Genomic DNA, 16,394 nt, shown 5'->3' on the forward strand with positions numbered 1-16,394 from the left:
ATGCACACCACCACCGTGGGCTCCACCACCGCCCGCGACCTGCTGCACAGCCTGGTGGACCACGGGTACACCCTCGCCACGGGTGTTCCGTGCAGCCTGCTCAACGGCGCGTTCCGGCTTCTCGAGGAGCCGGGCGACGACGCCCGGCTCGCCGGTCTCCGCTACGTGCCCGCGCCGCGTGAGGACAGTGCCGTCGGCATCGCCTCCGGAGCGGTCGTCGCGGGCGAGCGGGCCGTGGTCCTCATGCAGAACTCCGGCCTCGGCTACTGCCTGAACGTCATCACCTCGTTCAACCTCATCTACGACGTACCGGTGCTGCTGATCGTCAGCTGGCGGGGCCACGACGGCAACGACGCCGTCGAGCACGACGTGATCGGCGCCGAACTGCTGCGGCTGCTCGACCTGTTCCGGCTGCCCCACACCGTCCTCGACCCCGCGGACCCGGCCGGTTCCGTCTCCACCGCGATCGACCAGATGGACAAGGAGCAGCGCTGCGGCGTGCTCATCGTCCGGGAAGGCATCTGATGCCCGCACCGCTGCTCGCCCCTGCCTTCGAGCTGAGTCTCTCCGAGGTGGTCCGGGAGATGCTCGTCCGTCACCCGGACGCTCTGATCGTCTCCACCTGCGGGTTCACCAGCCGCGAGCTGTTCAACGCGGCGGACCGGCCGGAGAACTTCTACCTGGTGGGATCGATGGGCATGTCGGCGCCGGTCGCTCTCGGCCTCGCGCTGGCCCGCCCGGAACGCACCGTGATCGCCCTGGACGGCGACGGTTCGCTGCTGATGAACCTCAGCGTGCTTCCGCTGGTGGCCGCCTCCGGTACCCGGCTGCTGCACGTGGTCGTGGACAACGGCATGCACGAGAGCACCGGGGGGCAGTCCACCGTGCAGCGCTCCGACTTCGTCGCGCTGGCACTGGCGGCGGGTTACCGCAGCGCCGTCCGCGTCGAGACGGCCGCCGAACTCCGTGCGGCCGAACTGACCGAAGGTCCCGCCCTGTTGCACGCGCTCACCGGTCCGCGTACGGACGGCCCCGGCCGCCGGGTGACGCACACGCCGCAGGAGATCGTCGAGCGGGTGCGTACGGCGGCGAACCGGCCGGTCAACTGACTCCCCGCTTTCCCGGGCCACTTCACGCCCCGGCCCACCAGCTCATACTCCAACCCGTCACTTTCCCGAGGAGAACCTCCATGTCCAAGACCCGTGTTCTGCGTGACGCGCTCAACGGTTCCACCATCGCCCGCTTCATGGGCGCCCACAGCGCGCTGACCGCGAAGCTCGGCGAGGAAGCCGGCTTCGAGGCGATCTGGGCGAGCGGCCTGGAGATCTCGGCGGCCCGCGCCCTGCCGGACGCCAACATCCTGTCCATGGCGGAGTGCCTGGAAGCCGCCGCCGAGATAGCCGGCGCGGTGGACGTCCCGGTGCTGGCCGACTGCGACTCCGGCTTCGGCGGTGTCGGCAACGTCGCTCACATGGTGCGCTCCTACGAGGCCCGGGGCCTCGCCGGCGTCTGCATCGAGGACAAGCAGTTCCCCAAGATGAACAGCTTCGTCGAGGGCAACCAGGACCTGGCCCCGATCGGTGACTTCGCGGCGAAGATCACCGCGGCGAAGGAAGCCCGCACCGACGAGGACTTCGTGGTGGTGGCCCGGATCGAGGCCTTCATCGCGGGTGCCGGACTGGAGGAGGCGCTGCGCCGCGCGGCCGTCTACGAGGCGGCCGGCGCCGACGCGCTGCTGATCCACTCCAAGATCGCCAACGCCGACGAGGTGTACGCCTTCCGCGACGCCTACCGGGGCGTGCTGCCCGTCATCGTCGTGCCCACCACCTACCCGCAGGTCACCGCGACCGAGCTGGGCGAGCACGGCTTCGGTGGAGTGATCTACGCCAACCAGGGTCTGCGCGCGTCCATCAGCGCGATGCGCGACGTCCTCGCGCAGATCAGCGAAGCCGGTACGACCTACGCGGTGGAGGGTTCCATCGCCTCGCTGAAGGACGTCTTCGCCCTCCAGAACGTGGACGAGCTGCTCTCCCGCCAGAAGCGGCACGACGAGCTGACCGCCACGTACTCCGCCATCGGCTGAGTCGGACCCCCTCAGGGAAGGATCATGATGGAGTCTCGCCGAACCGACGGTGGCCGGACCGTCGTCGACGTACGCAATCTCGTCGCGGACCGGTGGTGCGACGCCGAGTCGGGCCGCGTGCAGGAGAACCGCAGCCCCGGTGACCTCGCGGACGTCGTCAGCCGGAGTCCGGAATCCGGCGACGCCGACGTGCGGGCGGCCATCACGGCCGCCGCCGGTGCGCTGCCGGCCTGGCGGGCGCTCGGCTCCGTCCGGCGCGGCGAGACGGTGATGAGGGCCGCCCGCCTCGTCGCCGAGCGCAGGGAGCGGTTCGCCGAGGCGATCACCCGCGAGCAGGGCAAGCTCCTGCGGGAGGCGCTCGGCGAGGTGGACCGCACGGTCGCGCTCCTCGAATACACGGCCGCGGAGGGGCGTCGGCTCGGCGGCGCCACCCTCCCCGCCGACGACCCGCGCACGCTGGCGCTGACCCGGCGGGTCCCCATCGGGGTCGTCGGCCTGGTCACGCCCTGGAACTTCCCGCTGGCGATCCCGGCGTGGAAGATCGCCCCCGCGCTGGTCTCGGGGTGCACCGCCGTTCTCAAGCCCTCCCCCCTCACTCCGCTCACGGCGGCACTCCTCGTGGAGTGCTTCGAGGCCGCCGGGGCGGTGGGAGGGGTGCTCAACCTGGTGCACGGCGGGCGCGAGGTGGGAGAGGCGCTGGTGAAGGACCCCGCCGTGGCCGGTATCTCGTTCACCGGCTCGGTGGAGGTGGGGCGGGCCATCCACACCGCCGGCGCACCCCGGTTCCTGCGCACCCAGCTGGAGATGGGGGGCAAGAACGCCGCGCTGGTGCTCGCCGACGCCGATCTCGACCTCGCGGCCGACGCGATCGTGGCCGGCGCGTTCGGGCAGGCCGGGCAGCGTTGCTCCGCCACCAGCCGAGTCGTGGTGGACCGCGCCGTCCGGGAGGGACTGGTGCGCCGGCTCGTGGAGCGTGCGGCCGCCCTGCGGGTGGGCAACGGCCTCGACGCGGAGGCCCGGCTCGGGCCGGTGGTCAGCGCCGACCGGCTGCTGGCCTGCCTGGAGGGGACCCGTCAGGCTCTGGCGGACGGCGCCGTGGCGGTGACCGGCGGCGGGCGGCTGACCGAGGGCGTACCGGACGGCTACTACATGGCCCCGACGGTCTTGGACGGCGTGCGGCCGGAGAGCCGCATCGCCCAGGAGGAGATCTTCGGTCCGGTGCTCTCGGTGATCGAGTGCGAGGGCCTCGACGACGGCCTGCGGATCGTGAACTCCGTGCGGTACGGCATGGCGGCGGCGGTCTTCACCAGCGACACCTCACTGGCCCTGGAGGCCTTGGACCGCATCGACGCGGGGATGCTCCACGTCAACCGGCCGGGCGTCGGGGCGTATCCGCACATGCCCCACATCGGCGCCAAGGAGTCCCAGTACGGCCCGGCGGAGTGCTCGCCCCAGGTGTGGGACTTCTACACGGAGTGGCGCACGGCCTGCATCGCCTACTGATCCGCGGCCTCGCATCGCCCACTGATCCGCCGGTCACCGCTCTGCCGGGCGCGCGTGGACCGTGCCCGGCGGGCGCGGTGCCCCCGTGACGCACAACACCCCTCTGACCGTGTTTCCACGGTCAGAGGGGTGTTTTCGGCGGTAGCGGAGGGATTTGAACCCTCGGTGAGTTTCCCCACACTCGCTTTCGAGGCGAGCTCCTTCGGCCGCTCGGACACGCTACCGAGAGAGAGCTTAGACCATCGTGGCCCGGGATCAGAAATCAGATCGCTGCAGCGCCCGGAAGAACGCCGTGAGCTGCGCCGAACACTCCTCCTCCAGGACCCCGTGGATCACCTCGGGGCGGTGGTTGAGGCGCCGGTCGCGCACCACGTCGAAGAGCGAGCCGGCGGCCCCGGCCTTCTCGTCGCGCGCGCCGTAGACGACCCGGTCCACGCGCGACTGCACCAGCGCGCCCGCACACATCGTGCAGGGCTCCAGGGTGACCACCAGCGTGCAACCGGTGAGCCGCCACCTCCCGAGGGCGGCGGCGGCTCCACGGACGGCGAGGATCTCGGCGTGCGCGGTCGGATCACCGGTCGCCTCGCGCTCGTTGCGGCCCGTGGCGATCGTCGATCCGTCCGGTCCCAGGACCACGGCACCGACCGGAACATCACCGGCCAGCGCCGCCTGCGCCGCCTCGTCCAGGGCGTGGCGCATCGGGGCCCGCCACGGGTCCCGTACGGGATCGGTGGCGAAGGACGCGAGAAGAGGGGTGGGGGAGGACGGGGGCGGGGGTTCTTCGGGGGGGCGCGCGGTCACCCGCGGACCTTAGCGGACGCTCTCCAGCACTTCGTCCGCTCCCAGCGCGTCGGCGATCTCCGTCAGCGCGTCGGTCCGCAGCGTCAGCAGCGCCCGCTCGGAGAGGCCGAGGTCGGCGAGGATCGAGGCGTCCCCGATCGGCCCGACGGGCACGGCCTCGGGGTCGTCGTCCTGGTCGGCGGCCCCGGCGGGCGGGGCGGTCGCGCCGTTCTCGTGGCCGAACTCCGGATCGTCGTCCTCGGTACCGTCGAGGCCGACGAGTTCCTCCAGAGCGGCGATCTCGTCCTCGGCCCCAGGTTCGCGGCCGAGCAGTTCGTCGGTGAGCAGGATCTCCCCGTACGAGGACCGGGCGGCGGCGGACGCGTCCGAGACGTAGATACGCGGGTCCTCCTCACCGTCCACGCGGACGACGCCGAACCACGCGTCCTCCTGCTCGATGTAGACGAGGACCGTGTCCTCGTCCACCGAGGCGTCCCGGGCCAGGTCCGTCAGATCGGACAGGGCCTCCACATCGTCGAGCTCCGTATCGCTCGCTTTCCACCCGTCTTCGGTGCGCGCGAGCAGTGCGGCGAAGTACACCGTGACACTCCCACTGGTCAGAGGTGAATCGGTCCGACGGGAGGGCAGACGATTGTCCGACTGCGCTGAGCCCCGCCCAATCGGCATCGTGGCAGAAACATCGGCCGAGCGAGACCTCTTCGGACGTTGCGTCGGCCATCAGTTCCCGGAAGGCCCGGTCGGCGGAAGCCGCTCCGGAGCACTCGGGCAGGGACGAACGCGCCCGTCGGAGCCCCTGTCACCAGCGGAAGGTGCGCATCCGCATCTGTTGGCGCATACGGGCCGCGCGGGCCCGGCGCGGCTGGACGCGGTCCCGCAGCTGCTTCGCTTCGTGCAGCTCGCGGAGGAACTGCGCCCGGCGACGGCGGCGGGACGCGTCACTCTCCTGCGTGTGCTCCGTACCGGTCGGCGCGTCGCGCTCGCCCGGCACGTCGCGTGGTTCGATCCGTCCCCGCGTCGCGGGCTCGTCCCGCTTCCGCTCCCGGTCAGGCATCCGCACACCACCCCAAGGCTGGTCCGTATGCCTCACCTTCCCCCCGAACGAGTGGATGATGCCAGTGCTGACGTACGGACGGATGCGGACGGCACCCGTCACCGCCGGGATCAAGCTCGTGGCGCGCGGGAGGCCGTTAGGGTTGACGGCATGCGGATCCACGTCGTCGACCACCCTCTGGTGGCGCACAAACTCACCACCCTGCGCGACAAGCGCACCGACTCCCCGACCTTCCGCCGGCTCGCCGACGAGCTGGTCACCCTGCTCGCCTACGAGGCGACGCGGGACGTGCGTACCGAGCTGGTCGACATCGAGACCCCGGTCTCGCGGACGGCGGGCGTGAAGCTCTCGTACCCCCGGCCCCTCGTCGTACCGATCCTGCGCGCCGGTCTCGGCATGCTGGACGGCATGGTGCGGCTGCTGCCGACGGCGGAGGTCGGCTTCCTCGGCATGATCCGCAACGAGGAGACGCTCCAGGCGGAGACGTACGCGACCCGGATGCCGGAGGACCTCTCCGGCCGTCAGGTCTACGTCCTCGACCCGATGCTGGCGACCGGCGGGACGCTCGTCGCCGCGATCCGCGAGCTCATCAAGCGGGGCGCCGACGACGTCACCGCCGTCGTGCTGCTCGCGGCTCCGGAAGGCGTCGAGGTCATGGAGCGCGAGCTGGCGGGCGCCCCCGTCACCGTCGTCACCGCCTCGGTCGACGAGCGGCTCAACGAGCACGGCTACATCGTGCCGGGGCTGGGCGACGCGGGCGACCGGATGTACGGCACGGCCGGCTGAAGCGTGTTGCGATAGCCCCGCCCGTCCGGCGACCGGGCGGACGGCGCCGCTTTTCGACACGCGCCCTGGAAGGGCCCTGGAAGGTTCCTCAAGGACATGCGCGACGGCCGGTCACAGGTGGGGTGACCGGCCGTCGTCGTGTCCGGGCGGGTGCGGAGCCGCGCCGGCGGCAGCACCCCGCCCGCGACTCAGCAGCCGGAGGGGGCGGGCGCCGGCTTCGTCAGCGCGGACATGGCCGCCGCGGCGGCCTGCGGGGTGGAGAACGCGGTGAACCGCGTGCCCAGGATCAGGTCCACCTCCGCGTTCTCGCGGGCCTCGGTCTTCCGGGCGGTGCCCGGCAGCTGGGTCTCGAGGACCGGGAACGCGCTGTCGGCGGCGGTCGGCGGACCGAGCAGCAAGCCGGTGCCGGGGACCTTCTTGTCGTACGCGGCAGGGGCGTTGCCCACCTCGCCGATGGTGAACCCGCGCTTCTTCAGCTCGTCGGCCGCGGACTTGGCGAGGCCGCTGCGCGGGGTCGCGTTGTAGACGTTGACCGTGATCCGGTTCGGCGCGGGCAGCGCCTGCACGGCCACTGCCTGCTTCGGTACGACCGCGCACTCCCGTTCGTGGCCGGCCGCCTGCGCCTTGGTGTCGCCGCCCGAGTAGACGTCGATGAGCTGCAGCGTGCCCCAGCCGGCCAGTCCGAGGGCCACGAGGGTGGCGGCGGCGGCGAGGGCGAGCCTGCGGCGGCGGCGAGGGCGGCGCATCCGGGGATAGGCGTTGCCCGTGATGCGGTACTTTCCGCCCATGCCGGGGGGAGTGAGCATGCTCATGTGCGCAGCGTAGTGCGGGCCGCCGATGATGCGTACTAAATGATCAACCGATGGCACCCGCATGCGCGGGAAAACACCCGAAAGGCCCGAGAACCCGGAGTCCGGGGCGCGGTGGTGGTAAGGAGGCGTCCGGAGCCGCGCGCGGGCGAGGTGCCGTCAGCCGAGTTCGAGCACGCGGGCGTGGAGCACCTGGCGCTGCTGGAGCGCGGCGCGGACGGCGCGGTGCAGCCCGTCCTCCAGGTAGAGATCGCCCTGCCACTTCACGACGTGCGCGAAGAGGTCGCCGTAGAAGGTGGAGTCCTCGGCGAGGAGCGTTTCGAGGTCCAGTTCGCCCTTGGTGGTCACGAGCTGGTCGAGGCGAACCGGACGCGGCGCGACGTCGGCCCACTGGCGGGTGCTTTCCCGGCCGTGGTCGGGGTATGGCCGCCCATTTCCGATGCGCTTGAAGATCACACGGAAAGCCTACCGGGGAACAACCACCGTGCGCAGCCGGGGAAGGGGGGCATGATGCCGGTCGAAAGAGAGCGAACCCCCTGAAAACGGAAGGGTGATCCGTCGCGGAAGCATGTGTGGGAGGGCGTACATCACGCCGACACCCCGGAAACGGGGGAGAGTTCGACCGGACTCGTCGACCGGTGGAGGGCCGGTGGGTGGTGTCGGGGTGAACGGGAGCGGTCCCGGGCCCCGGGAGCGGACAAGGGCGCGGAAACACGGTGCGCGCCCCCCGTCGTGGGGTACCCACCGGAGTCCGCGCGGGCGTTCCTCACGCTGCGTCACGACCGTGTCCGGTGCGCAGCCGTCCGCTTCCGTGCCGGTCCGTGCCGGCCGTCGCGGGGGCCGCGCCGGTGAGCGGGCGCAGATCCTGGGACCAGGTGCCGACCGCGTTCGCGATCACGTCGATGTTGGTCTCGAACGCGGCCCGGTCGATGTTGTCGAGGGTGTCGCAGGCCGCGTGGTAGCAGGGGTCGTACGCGACGCCCTCCTTGCCGCCGAACGTCCCTGCCTGGGTGGCGGACTTGATCCCCTCGGCCCCGGTGTCCGTACCACCCGCCGGGATGCCGGCCTCGATGAACGGACCGTAGTCGGACCGGCCGGTGAAGTCGGAACTCTCGTACGGGGTCTTCCGGCGGTCCAGGAACTCGGTGATCCCGCGCTCCAGTTGGGCGGAGCCGGCCGGTCCTGGGCCCGAGCCGGACGCCTCGGAATCGTCGCCGTCGAAGACGAACTGCACGCCGTTGGGGGAGGCGATCATGTCGAAGTTGAGGTAGAGGGCGATCTGTTGGCGCTGGGCGGCGGTCAGTGTGGCGACGTACGCGTCCGAGCCGACGAGCCCGTTCTCCTCGGCCGACCACCAGGCGAACCGGACGGCGTTCGCCGGGGTGCGGTGCGTCGCCGCGAGCCGCAGGGCGACTTCGAGGAGCCCGGCGGAGCCGGAGCCGTTGTCGTTGATGCCCGGCCCCTCGGAGACCGAGTCCAGGTGCGCGCCGAGCATCACGGTGTGCGCGGGGTCGCCGCCCGGGGCCTGGGCGACGACGTTGCGGGTGGTGCGCTTCTCCTGGCGCTCGCGGAGTTCGAGGGTGACGGTGACGCTGCCCTCGTCGAGCGCGGCGGCGAGCGCGTCGCCCTCGGTGCGGGAGACGCCACCGGTGGGGATGCGGACGGCCGCGGGGTCGCCGAGGGTGCCGGTGAGCTTGCCGTCCAGGTTGTTGGAGATCAGCGCTGCGGCCGCACCCGCCCCGGCCGCGGCCGTCTGCTTCTGGAGGAAGGAGCAGCCGCCCCGGGCGATCAGCGCGATCCGCCCGGTGACCCCGGTCTCCGCGTAGTCGGCGGCCTCGCAGCCGGTCGTGCCGTCCACCGGCACCCGGACCAGGTCGGCCGTCAGCCCGCCCTCCTCGGTCGACGCGGTGTACGTCATCGCCTCGACCTCGGCGTCCCGGGGCTCCGGGGTGACCACCGCCAGTTTCTCGGCGAGCGTCTCGGCGTACGTGAAGGGGAAGGACTCGTACCGGGCCTCGTAGCCGGCCCGGCGCAGCCGTTGGAGGACGTACGCGGCCGAGGCGTCGTGGCCCGCCGATCCGGCCGCCCGGTTTCCGCCCGCCGCGTCGGCCGCCTCCTGGAAACGACGCAGGTGCCGGTAGGCGCCGGTGGCGGAGGAGGCCTCGACGAGTTCCCGGGAGAGCTCGGCGGCCTCCCGGGCCGGGTCGGGGCCGGCGGAGGGCGGCGGGGCCGCCGCGCCCAGCAGCAGCGGGGGGAGCAGCGCGGCCGCGGCGACGAGCGGCAGCGCGCGGCGGCGGGCGGCGGCCCTCACCTCGCGGTCCGGGAGGTGGTGCTCCGTGCTGCCTTCTTGGAGGGTGCGGGCTTCCTCGCCGGTGCCGCCTTCTTCGCGGACGCTTCCTTCTTCGCCGCCGCGGCCGTCTTCGCTTCCGCCTTCGCCTGCTGCTTGAACGCGCGGACCTCGGCGAGCGACTCGGGGCCGGTGATGTCGGCGACCGAGCGGTGCCCGCCCTCTTCCCCGTACGCCCCCGCCGCCTCCCGCCACCCGGGCGGCCGGACGCCGAACCGTTTGCCCAGCAGGGCCAGGAAGATCTGCGCCTTCTGGGTGCCGAAGCCGGGAAGCGCGTTCAGCCGGGCCAGCAGCTCCGTACCGGAGGAGGCGCCGGCCCACACCGCGCCCGCGTCACCGTCGTACTCCGCCACCAGGAACCGGCACAGCTGCTGCACCCGCGTCGCCATGGAGCCGGGGTAGCGGTGCAGGGCCGGTTTGCCGGTGAAGAGCGCGGTGAACGCCTCGGGGGAGTGGGCGGCGATCTCCCGGGCGTCCAGGTCCTCCGCTCCCATCCGCAGGGCCAGCGAGTGCGGACCGGTGAAGGCCCACTCCATGGGGACCTGCTGGTCGAGCAGCATGCCGACCAGGGCGGCCAGCGGGCTGCGGGCCAGCAGCTCGTCCGCTTCCGGCCGCTGCGCGATCCGGAGGCCGGGGACGCCGTTCTCGCCGGACTCCCCGGCGTTCTTCCTGCTCGTGGTCATACTGCCGATGGTGGCGGCGGACACGGGCATCGGCGACTCCTGAGCCGGCCCTCGGCGCGGGCCGTCGGGTCACGCGGGTGCCAGGTCCTCCTCCGGCGCCTGACCGATCGGGCGGATCGCCACCGGCCGGTACGGGGCGCCCTCGGGCTGCGGACAGGCGACGACCCGGGCGGCGATCTCGGTGGCCCGCTCCAGGCCCGCGCAGTCCAGCACCCAGTACCCGGCGAGCAGCACCTGCGTCCGGTCGTACGGGGCGTCGGCGACGACCGGGGGTCCGCCGTTCGCGCTCGCCGTGACGAAGCGGGTCTCGTCGGGGGCGGTGAGGCCGTCGCAGTAGAGCATCTCGCCCGAGGCCTCCAGGTCCTTGTTGAGGGCTTCCATGTGCGCGAACATCGCCTTCTGGTCCTGTTCGCTCCACGCCGGGCCGCCCTCGGCGGACCCCCTGCCGGACATCGCGTCGTAGTCGGCCTGCGAACCCTGCACCATCACCAGGAACCTCATACGCCTGCACCTCCGTCGTGCCGCTCCGGGCGGCCCGCTCCGGGAGTCCGGGGCCGCTTCCTTCCTCCATCGGACACCGGACGGCGCGCCCGCGCGAGCGGTCCCGGCGGGCCCGGCCGGTCGTCGCCCGGGGGCCGGACAGTAGAGTGCGGCAGCGTCTGCCCCGTCCCGAGAACCCGACGCCCCGAACACCGAGGTCCGGCCGTGCCCACCGCTCCGCCCGCATCACCCGCTCTCCCGCCGGCCGGGCCCCCGCCGCCCCCGGTGACCGTCGTGGGCATCGGAGCGGACGGCTGGGCGGGCCTGGCGGAACCGGCCCGTACCGCCCTGCTGGAGGCCGAGGTGCTGATCGGCGGCGGACGCCAGCTCGGACTGCTGCCCGCCGTCTGCGCGGGCCCGCGGGTGGCGTGGCCCTCGCCGCTGCGCCCCGCCGTCGCGGGTCTGCTCGCCGCCCACCGGGGCAGCCGGATCGCCGTGCTGGCCAGCGGCGACCCGATGTTCTACGGGATCGGCCGCGCGCTCACCGAGGAGCTGGGCGCCGGTGCGGTGCACGTGCTGCCGCACCCGTCCTCGGTGGCGTACGCCTGCGCCCGTCTCGGGTGGCCCGCCGAGGACACCGAGACCGTCACCCTGGTGGGCCGCCCCGCCGCCCGGCTGCTCGCCGCCCTGCACGACGGCCGCCGGCTGCTGGTGCTGAGCGCCGACGCCACCACCCCCGCGACGGTCGCCGCGCTGCTCACCGCGCACGGCTTCGGCCCGAGCCGGCTCACCGTTCTCGAACAGCTCGGCTCCCCGGCCGAGGCCCGCCACGACGGCACCGCCGAGGGCTGGGACCGCCCGGCGGGCGACCCGCTGAACCTCGTCGCCGTCCAGTGCCGCGCCACCCCCGAGGCGCTCCGCCTCGGCCTCGTACCCGGGCTGCCCGACACCGCGTACGAGCACGACGGGCAGCTCACCAAGCGCCATGTCCGCGCCGCCACCCTCGCCGCGCTGGCGCCCGCGCCCGGCGAGCTGCTCTGGGACATCGGCGGCGGCTCCGGCTCGATCGCCGTCGAGTGGATGCGCGCCCACCCGTCCTGCCGCGCGGTCACCGTCGAACGCGACGAGGCGCGCGCCGCCCGGATCGGCCGCAACGCAGACCGGCTCGGGGTGCCCGGACTGCGCGTGGTCCCCGGCCGTGCCCCGCGGGCGCTCGCCGGGCTGCCGGTGCCGGACGCCGTCTTCGTCGGCGGCGGGCTGACCGCCCCCGGGCTGCTCGACGCCTGCTGGGACGCGCTGCCCGCCGGGGGACGGCTGGTCGCCAACACCGTCACGCTGGAGTCCGAGGCGCTGCTCGCCGACCGCTACCGGCGCCACGGCGGTGAACTCGTCCGCCTCGCTGTGTCCCACGCCGTCCCGGTGGGCGGGTTCACCGGCTGGCGCCAGGCGATGCCCGTCACCCAGTGGTCCGTCCGCAAGCCCCACGACTCCCCGGGAGAGACCTCATGACCGTGTACTTCATCGGCGCGGGACCCGGCGCGGCCGACCTGATCACGGTCCGCGGCGCCCGCCTCCTCGCCGCCAGCCCGGTCTGCCTCTACGCGGGCAGCCTGGTGCCCCGCGAACTGCTCGCCGACTGCCCGCCGGACGCCCGGCTGGTCGACACCCAGGGCCTGGACATCGACCAGATCACCGCCGAACTGGTCCGCGCCCACGCGGCGGGCCACGACGTCGCCCGTCTGCACTCCGGCGACCCGTCCGTCTTCAGCGCGGTCAACGAGCAGATGAAGCGGCTCGACGACGCCGGGGTTCGTTACGAAGTGGTGCCCGGGGTGCCCGCGTTCGCCGCCGCAGCCGCGGCGCTCAAGCGGGAGCTGACCGTACCGACGGTCGGTCAGACGGTCATCCTGACCCGGATCGCCCAGCGGGCCACCGCCATGCCCCCGGGCGAGGACCTCGCCACCCTCGGCCGCAGCGGCGCCCTGCTGGTGCTCCACCTGGCCGCGCGGTACGCGGACCGGGTGGTGGAGGAACTGCTGCCGCACTACGGGGCCGACTGCCCGGCCGCCGTGGTGGCCATGGCCTCCCGCCCCGACGAGATCGTGCTGCGGGGCACCCTGGAGACCATCGCGGGCCAGGTGGAGGACGCCGGGGTGATCCGTACGGCGGTCATCCTGGTCGGGCGCACCCTGGGCGCGGAGCAGTTCCGCGACAGCCACCTCTACTCCCCGGAGCGCGACCGCCACACCTGCTGAGCGAGGACGTTCGCGTGCTCAGCGGACCGCGCTGCGCCCGACCACCGTCCCGGCCCGGTCGACACAGATCACGTCCACCGCGACCGGCGCCCCGCGCAGCACCTCCAGCGCCTGGTCCCGGGCGGCGACCGCCACCAGGTCGCCGAGCGGGACCCCGGCCGCCGCGCACGCCTGGAGTGCGGCGAGCCCGGTGTTGGCGGTCGCCACCGCTTCGGCCAGCGCCTCGTCCGCCCCGCCCCGCCGGGCCAGCTCGGCGAGGAACCCCTTGTCCACCTGGGAGCGCGCCGAGTGCAGGTCCATGTGGCCGGCGGCGAGCTTGGACAGCTTGGCGAAGCCGCCGCAGACGGTGAGCCGGGGGACCGGATGGCGGCGTACGTACTTGAGCACGGCCCCCGCGAAGTCGCCCATGTCCAGCAGGGCGATCTCCGGCAGGCCGTACTCCGCGACGACCGTCTTCTCCGAGGTCGAGCCGGTGCACCCGGCCACATGGGTCTGCCCGGCGGCCAGCGCCACGTCCACCCCGCGCCGGATCGAGTCGATCCAGGCGGAGCAGGAGTACGGCACGACGACCCCGGTGGTGCCGAGGACGGAGAGCCCGCCGAGGATGCCGAGGCGACCGTTCCACGTGAAACGTGCGATCTCCTCGCCGTCGTCCACGGAGACGGTGATCTCCACGTCTCCCGTGCCGCCGTGCTCCCCCGCGACCCGGGCCACGTGCTCGCGCATCAGCTGCCGGGGCACCGGGTTGATGGCCGGTTCACCGACGTCCAGCGGCAGGCCGGGGAGGGTCACCGTGCCGACACCCGGGCCCGCCCGGAACACCACGCCCGAGCCCGGCGGCAGCGCCCGCACGGTCGCCCTGACCAGCGCCCCGTGGGTCACGTCCGGATCGTCGCCCGCGTCCTTGACCACCCCGGCGGTCGCGGCGCCGTCCGCCAGCGACTCCACGGCGAGTGCGAACGCGGGGGTCCGGCCCTTCGGCAGGGTGATCGTCACCGGGTCGGGGAACTCCCCCGTCAGCAGCGCGGTGTACGCGGCGGTGGTCGCCGCCGTCGCACAGGCACCGGTGGTCCAACCGGGGCGCAGGCCGGTGTGTTTGAGTTGGGCCTCGCGCCCGCCCTTCGCCTCACCGCTCATGGAAGGTCCCCTCGATGGTGCCGATACCACTGCCCGACATGCCGGACGAGCCCGTCTCCCCGGCGCACGTCCTCGTACTCGGCGGGACGACCGAAGCCCGCCGGCTGGCGGAGGCGCTGGCCGTCGAAGTCCCGTCCGGGGGCCGGAGACCGCCGCTGGTGACGAGTTCGCTCGCCGGACGGGTCGCCCGGCCGGTGCTGCCGCCGGGCGAAGTCCGCGTCGGCGGCTTCGGCGGCACGGAGGGGCTCGCCGCCTGGCTGCGGGAGCACCGGGTGGACGCTCTCATCGACGCCACCCATCCTTTCGCCGGAACGATCAGTTTCCACGCGGCCCGCGCCGCCGCCTCGGCCCATGTTCCCCTGCTGGCGCTCCGCCGACCCGGCTGGGTGGCCGGCCGGGGCGACGACTGGCACCCGGCCGGCTCTCTGGAGGAGGCCGCGGCCCTGCTGCCGTCGCTGGGCGAGCGGGTCTTCCTCACCACCGGGCGGACGGGGCTGTCGGCCTTCGCGGGCCTGGACGAGCTCTGGTTCCTGATGCGGTCGGTGGACGCGCCGCAACAGCCGTACCCGGCGCGGATGGAGGTGCTGCTCGACCGGGGGCCGTTCACCTTCGAGGGCGAACGGGAGCTGCTGCGGCTCCACCGCGTCGACGTGCTGGTCACCAAGGACAGCGGCGGGGCGGCCACCGCGCCGAAGCTGGCCGCCGCCCGGGAGGCCGGGATTCCGGTGGTGGTCGTGGAGAGGCCGCCGGTCCCCGAGGGGGTGCAGGTGGTCTCGACCCCGGCCGAGGCCCTGGCCTGGCTCGACGCCCGCCTGGGCGGGTGATCCGGCGCCCTCGCCCAGTCCGCCCGTCCCGCCCACGCAGTCCAGGCCGTTCGCCCCAGGCCGCTCGCCCGGCCGCCGCCCCGCTCACGCCTCCGGGTAGCGGCGCGGGGTCCAGACGAGGTGGCCGCCGTCGGGCCGGTCCACCCGGCGGGTCTGCGAGGAGCCGATGATCAGCAGAGTGCGCATGTCGACCTCGGCCGGGTCGAGATCGCCGAGGCGCACCGTGCGCACGCGTTCGGTGGGCCCGCCGACGTCCCGGGCGAGCACCACCGGGGTGTCCGGGGAGCGGTGTTCGAGGAGCAGGTCGCGGGCCTTGCCGACCTGCCAGGTACGGCTCTTCGAACCCGGGTTGTAGAGCGCGATCACCAGGTCGGCGGTGGCCGCGGCGCGCAGCCGTGCGGCGATGACCTCCCAGGGCTTGAGCCGGTCGGAGAGGGAGATCGTCGCGTAGTCGTGGCCGAGCGGGGCGCCCGCGCGGGCGGCGGCGGCGTTCGCCGCGGTGACCCCGGGCAGGACGCGTACCGGGAGGTCCGCGTACTCCGGCTGCGCGGCGGCCTCCAGGACGGCGGTGGCCATGGCGAATACGCCGGGGTCGCCGCCGGAGACGACGGCCACCCGCTGTCCGCGCCGGGCCAGGTCGAGCGCGAACTCGGCGCGCTCCGCCTCCACCTTGTTGTCCGAGCCGTGGCGGGTCTGGCCGGGGCGGACCGGTACCCGGTCCAGGTAGGTGGTGTAGCCGACCACCGCGTCGGCGGCGGCCAGCGCCCCGCGCGTCTCGGGCGTCAGCCAGAGCGGTCCGGCCGGTCCGGTGCCGACCACCACGACCTCGCCGGAGCCGGGCTCCGGCTCGGGGCGGGGGGCGTCGATCCGGCTGGGCAGCACGGCGACCGCGAAGTACGGCACCGAGCCGGCCTCCACGTCCGCGAGGTCGCCGGTGCGCTCCCCGGCCATGGTGGCGCGTTCGACGTACCGCGCCTCGGGCAGCCGCCCGGACGCCTCGAACGCGCGGCGCACCGCGGGGAAGGTCCGGCCGAGCTTCATCACCACGGCCGAGTCGGTCGACGCCAGACGGGCCGTCAGCTCCTCCTCCGGCAGGGTGCCGGGGAGGATCGTGAGGATCTCCTCGCCCTCGACGAGCGGGGTGCCGAGCCGGGCGGCGGCGGCGTTCACCGAGGTCACCCCGGGGACGACCTCGGCGGGGTAACGGTCCGCCAGCCGCTTGTGCATGTGCATGTACGAGCCGTAGAAGAGCGGGTCGCCCTCGGCGAGCACGGCGACGGTGCGGCCCGCGTCCAGGTGTGCGGCGAGCCGGGCCGCCGCCTCGGTGTAGAAGTCCTCCAGCGCGCCCCGGTAGCCGCCCGGGTGGTCGGTGGTCTCCGTGGTGACGGGGTAGACCAGCGGCTCTTCGAGGTGGTCGGGCCGGATGTGCGCGGCGGCGATGGAGCGGGCGATCGAGCGGCCGTGCCGGGCGCTGTGGAAGGCGATCACGTCGGCCTCGGCGATGGCCCGCACCGCGCGGAGCGTCATCAGCTCCGGGTCGCCGGGGCCGAGGCCGACCCCGTAGAGCCGGCCGGTCGTGGTGCCGCCGGCGTGCACGGGGGCGAGGGTGCGTTCGGCGTGCTCGTTCGCCGCCAC

At 73.7% G+C, this 16,394-nt stretch carries 18 protein-coding genes and 1 tRNA gene; 8 read left to right on the plus strand and 11 right to left on the minus strand.

The window, feature by feature from the left end; all coding sequences use genetic code 11:
• The 4 genes from OHT52_RS15230 to OHT52_RS15245 all read left to right on the plus strand — a co-directional run bounded on the left by OHT52_RS15230 (window position 1) and on the right by OHT52_RS15245 (window position 3,586).
• Window positions 1-525 (plus strand): thiamine pyrophosphate-binding protein, encoded by a 525-nt coding sequence (locus tag OHT52_RS15230; protein WP_328720688.1) that lies wholly within the window; start codon window positions 1-3, stop codon window positions 523-525.
• The gene (locus tag OHT52_RS15235) at window positions 525-1,109 is read left to right on the plus strand and encodes a thiamine pyrophosphate-dependent enzyme (protein ID WP_328720689.1); all 585 of its coding nucleotides are present in this window, start codon (window positions 525-527) and stop codon (window positions 1,107-1,109) included. The genes OHT52_RS15230 and OHT52_RS15235 overlap by 1 nt, the downstream gene beginning before the upstream one ends.
• A gap of 80 nt (window positions 1,110-1,189) precedes the next feature.
• Window positions 1,190-2,083: an isocitrate lyase/phosphoenolpyruvate mutase family protein gene (locus OHT52_RS15240; RefSeq protein WP_328720690.1), complete on the plus strand. Its 894-nt coding sequence runs from the start codon at window positions 1,190-1,192 to the stop codon at window positions 2,081-2,083.
• Between the two features lie 24 nt (window positions 2,084-2,107).
• Window positions 2,108-3,586, plus strand: a complete 1,479-nt coding sequence (locus OHT52_RS15245) for an aldehyde dehydrogenase family protein (protein ID WP_328720691.1) — start codon at window positions 2,108-2,110, stop codon at window positions 3,584-3,586.
• 139 nt (window positions 3,587-3,725) lie between these two features.
• Here the strand turns inward: OHT52_RS15245 and OHT52_RS15250 are convergent.
• The 4 genes from OHT52_RS15250 to OHT52_RS15265 form a co-directional block, all read right to left on the minus strand.
• Window positions 3,726-3,810 (minus strand) — tRNA-Ser (locus OHT52_RS15250).
• A 31-nt stretch (window positions 3,811-3,841) separates the two neighbouring features.
• Entirely contained in the window at window positions 3,842-4,285 is a 444-nt protein-coding gene (gene tadA / locus OHT52_RS15255; RefSeq protein ID WP_328723750.1) for a tRNA adenosine(34) deaminase TadA, read from the minus strand.
• 111 nt (window positions 4,286-4,396) lie between these two features.
• Complete coding sequence (locus OHT52_RS15260) at window positions 4,397-4,966, minus strand: tRNA adenosine deaminase-associated protein (RefSeq protein WP_328720692.1); 570 nt, start codon at window positions 4,964-4,966, stop codon at window positions 4,397-4,399.
• 217 nt (window positions 4,967-5,183) lie between these two features.
• Entirely contained in the window at window positions 5,184-5,438 is a 255-nt protein-coding gene (locus OHT52_RS15265; RefSeq protein WP_328720693.1) for a hypothetical protein, read from the minus strand.
• Between the two features lie 150 nt (window positions 5,439-5,588).
• On the opposite strand from OHT52_RS15265, the gene upp reads away from it, so the two are divergent.
• A complete protein-coding gene (gene upp / locus OHT52_RS15270) occupies window positions 5,589-6,224 on the plus strand; it encodes a uracil phosphoribosyltransferase (protein WP_328720694.1) in 636 nt (211 codons plus the stop codon).
• 188 nt (window positions 6,225-6,412) lie between these two features.
• On the opposite strand, the gene OHT52_RS15275 is transcribed toward upp, so the two are convergent.
• The 5 genes from OHT52_RS15275 to OHT52_RS15295 all read right to left on the minus strand — a co-directional run bounded on the left by OHT52_RS15275 (window position 6,413) and on the right by OHT52_RS15295 (window position 10,564).
• Window positions 6,413-7,012 (minus strand): LytR C-terminal domain-containing protein, encoded by a 600-nt coding sequence (locus OHT52_RS15275; RefSeq protein WP_328723752.1) that lies wholly within the window; start codon window positions 7,010-7,012, stop codon window positions 6,413-6,415.
• A 180-nt stretch (window positions 7,013-7,192) separates the two neighbouring features.
• On the minus strand, window positions 7,193-7,489 hold the full coding sequence (locus OHT52_RS15280) for a type II toxin-antitoxin system VapB family antitoxin (protein ID WP_266706381.1): 297 nt from the start codon (window positions 7,487-7,489) through the stop codon (window positions 7,193-7,195).
• A gap of 310 nt (window positions 7,490-7,799) precedes the next feature.
• The gene (locus OHT52_RS15285) at window positions 7,800-9,344 is read right to left on the minus strand and encodes a M28 family peptidase (RefSeq protein ID WP_328720695.1); all 1,545 of its coding nucleotides are present in this window, start codon (window positions 9,342-9,344) and stop codon (window positions 7,800-7,802) included.
• Window positions 9,341-10,063: an HhH-GPD-type base excision DNA repair protein gene (locus OHT52_RS15290; RefSeq protein WP_328720696.1), complete on the minus strand. Its 723-nt coding sequence runs from the start codon at window positions 10,061-10,063 to the stop codon at window positions 9,341-9,343. Before OHT52_RS15290 ends, OHT52_RS15285 begins: the two co-directional genes overlap by 4 nt.
• Before the next feature lie 69 nt (window positions 10,064-10,132).
• Complete coding sequence (locus OHT52_RS15295; protein ID WP_328720697.1) at window positions 10,133-10,564, minus strand: YciI family protein; 432 nt, start codon at window positions 10,562-10,564, stop codon at window positions 10,133-10,135.
• 264 nt (window positions 10,565-10,828) lie between these two features.
• Between OHT52_RS15295 and cbiE the strand changes: the two genes are divergently transcribed.
• Both cbiE and cobM read left to right on the plus strand, forming a co-directional pair.
• Entirely contained in the window at window positions 10,829-12,052 is a 1,224-nt protein-coding gene (cbiE, locus tag OHT52_RS15300) for a precorrin-6y C5,15-methyltransferase (decarboxylating) subunit CbiE (protein ID WP_328723753.1), read from the plus strand.
• Entirely contained in the window at window positions 12,049-12,798 is a 750-nt protein-coding gene (cobM, locus tag OHT52_RS15305) for a precorrin-4 C(11)-methyltransferase (RefSeq protein WP_328720698.1), read from the plus strand. The genes cbiE and cobM overlap by 4 nt, the downstream gene beginning before the upstream one ends.
• Window positions 12,799-12,816: 18 nt before the next feature.
• Here the strand turns inward: cobM and OHT52_RS15310 are convergent, their stop codons facing one another.
• Window positions 12,817-13,935: a cobalt-precorrin-5B (C(1))-methyltransferase gene (locus OHT52_RS15310; protein WP_328720699.1), complete on the minus strand. Its 1,119-nt coding sequence runs from the start codon at window positions 13,933-13,935 to the stop codon at window positions 12,817-12,819.
• 14 nt (window positions 13,936-13,949) lie between these two features.
• Between OHT52_RS15310 and OHT52_RS15315 the strand changes: the two genes are divergently transcribed.
• A complete protein-coding gene (locus OHT52_RS15315; protein WP_328720700.1) occupies window positions 13,950-14,759 on the plus strand; it encodes a cobalt-precorrin-6A reductase in 810 nt (269 codons plus the stop codon).
• An 84-nt stretch (window positions 14,760-14,843) separates the two neighbouring features.
• Here the strand turns inward: OHT52_RS15315 and OHT52_RS15320 are convergent, their stop codons facing one another.
• A complete protein-coding gene (locus OHT52_RS15320; protein WP_328723754.1) occupies window positions 14,844-16,355 on the minus strand; it encodes a precorrin-2 C(20)-methyltransferase in 1,512 nt (503 codons plus the stop codon).
• Between the last annotated feature and the right edge of the window lie 39 nt (window positions 16,356-16,394).

It is taken from the genome of Streptomyces sp. NBC_00247, from assembly GCF_036188265.1.
GTDB lineage: Bacteria > Actinomycetota > Actinomycetes > Streptomycetales > Streptomycetaceae > Streptomyces.

What these genes read in the sequence shown, in the direction of transcription:
- tadA (WP_328723750.1), bottom strand. Translation starts at nt 4,285, where the DNA reads ATGCGCCACGCCCTGGACGAGGCGGCGCAGGCGGCGCTGGCCGGTGAT.
- OHT52_RS15275 (WP_328723752.1), bottom strand. Translation starts at nt 7,012, where the DNA reads ATGGGCGGAAAGTACCGCATCACGGGCAACGCCTATCCCCGGATGCGC.
- OHT52_RS15230 (WP_328720688.1), top strand. Translation starts at nt 1, where the DNA reads ATGCACACCACCACCGTGGGCTCCACCACCGCCCGCGACCTGCTGCAC.
- OHT52_RS15265 (WP_328720693.1), bottom strand. Translation starts at nt 5,438, where the DNA reads ATGCCTGACCGGGAGCGGAAGCGGGACGAGCCCGCGACGCGGGGACGG.
- OHT52_RS15295 (WP_328720697.1), bottom strand. Translation starts at nt 10,564, where the DNA reads ATGAGGTTCCTGGTGATGGTGCAGGGTTCGCAGGCCGACTACGACGCG.
- OHT52_RS15310 (WP_328720699.1), bottom strand. Translation starts at nt 13,935, where the DNA reads ATGAGCGGTGAGGCGAAGGGCGGGCGCGAGGCCCAACTCAAACACACC.
- OHT52_RS15245 (WP_328720691.1), top strand. Translation starts at nt 2,108, where the DNA reads ATGATGGAGTCTCGCCGAACCGACGGTGGCCGGACCGTCGTCGACGTA.
- OHT52_RS15315 (WP_328720700.1), top strand. Translation starts at nt 13,950, where the DNA reads ATGGTGCCGATACCACTGCCCGACATGCCGGACGAGCCCGTCTCCCCG.
- OHT52_RS15240 (WP_328720690.1), top strand. Translation starts at nt 1,190, where the DNA reads ATGTCCAAGACCCGTGTTCTGCGTGACGCGCTCAACGGTTCCACCATC.
- cobM (WP_328720698.1), top strand. Translation starts at nt 12,049, where the DNA reads ATGACCGTGTACTTCATCGGCGCGGGACCCGGCGCGGCCGACCTGATC.
- OHT52_RS15290 (WP_328720696.1), bottom strand. Translation starts at nt 10,063, where the DNA reads ATGACCACGAGCAGGAAGAACGCCGGGGAGTCCGGCGAGAACGGCGTC.
- OHT52_RS15235 (WP_328720689.1), top strand. Translation starts at nt 525, where the DNA reads ATGCCCGCACCGCTGCTCGCCCCTGCCTTCGAGCTGAGTCTCTCCGAG.
- upp (WP_328720694.1), top strand. Translation starts at nt 5,589, where the DNA reads ATGCGGATCCACGTCGTCGACCACCCTCTGGTGGCGCACAAACTCACC.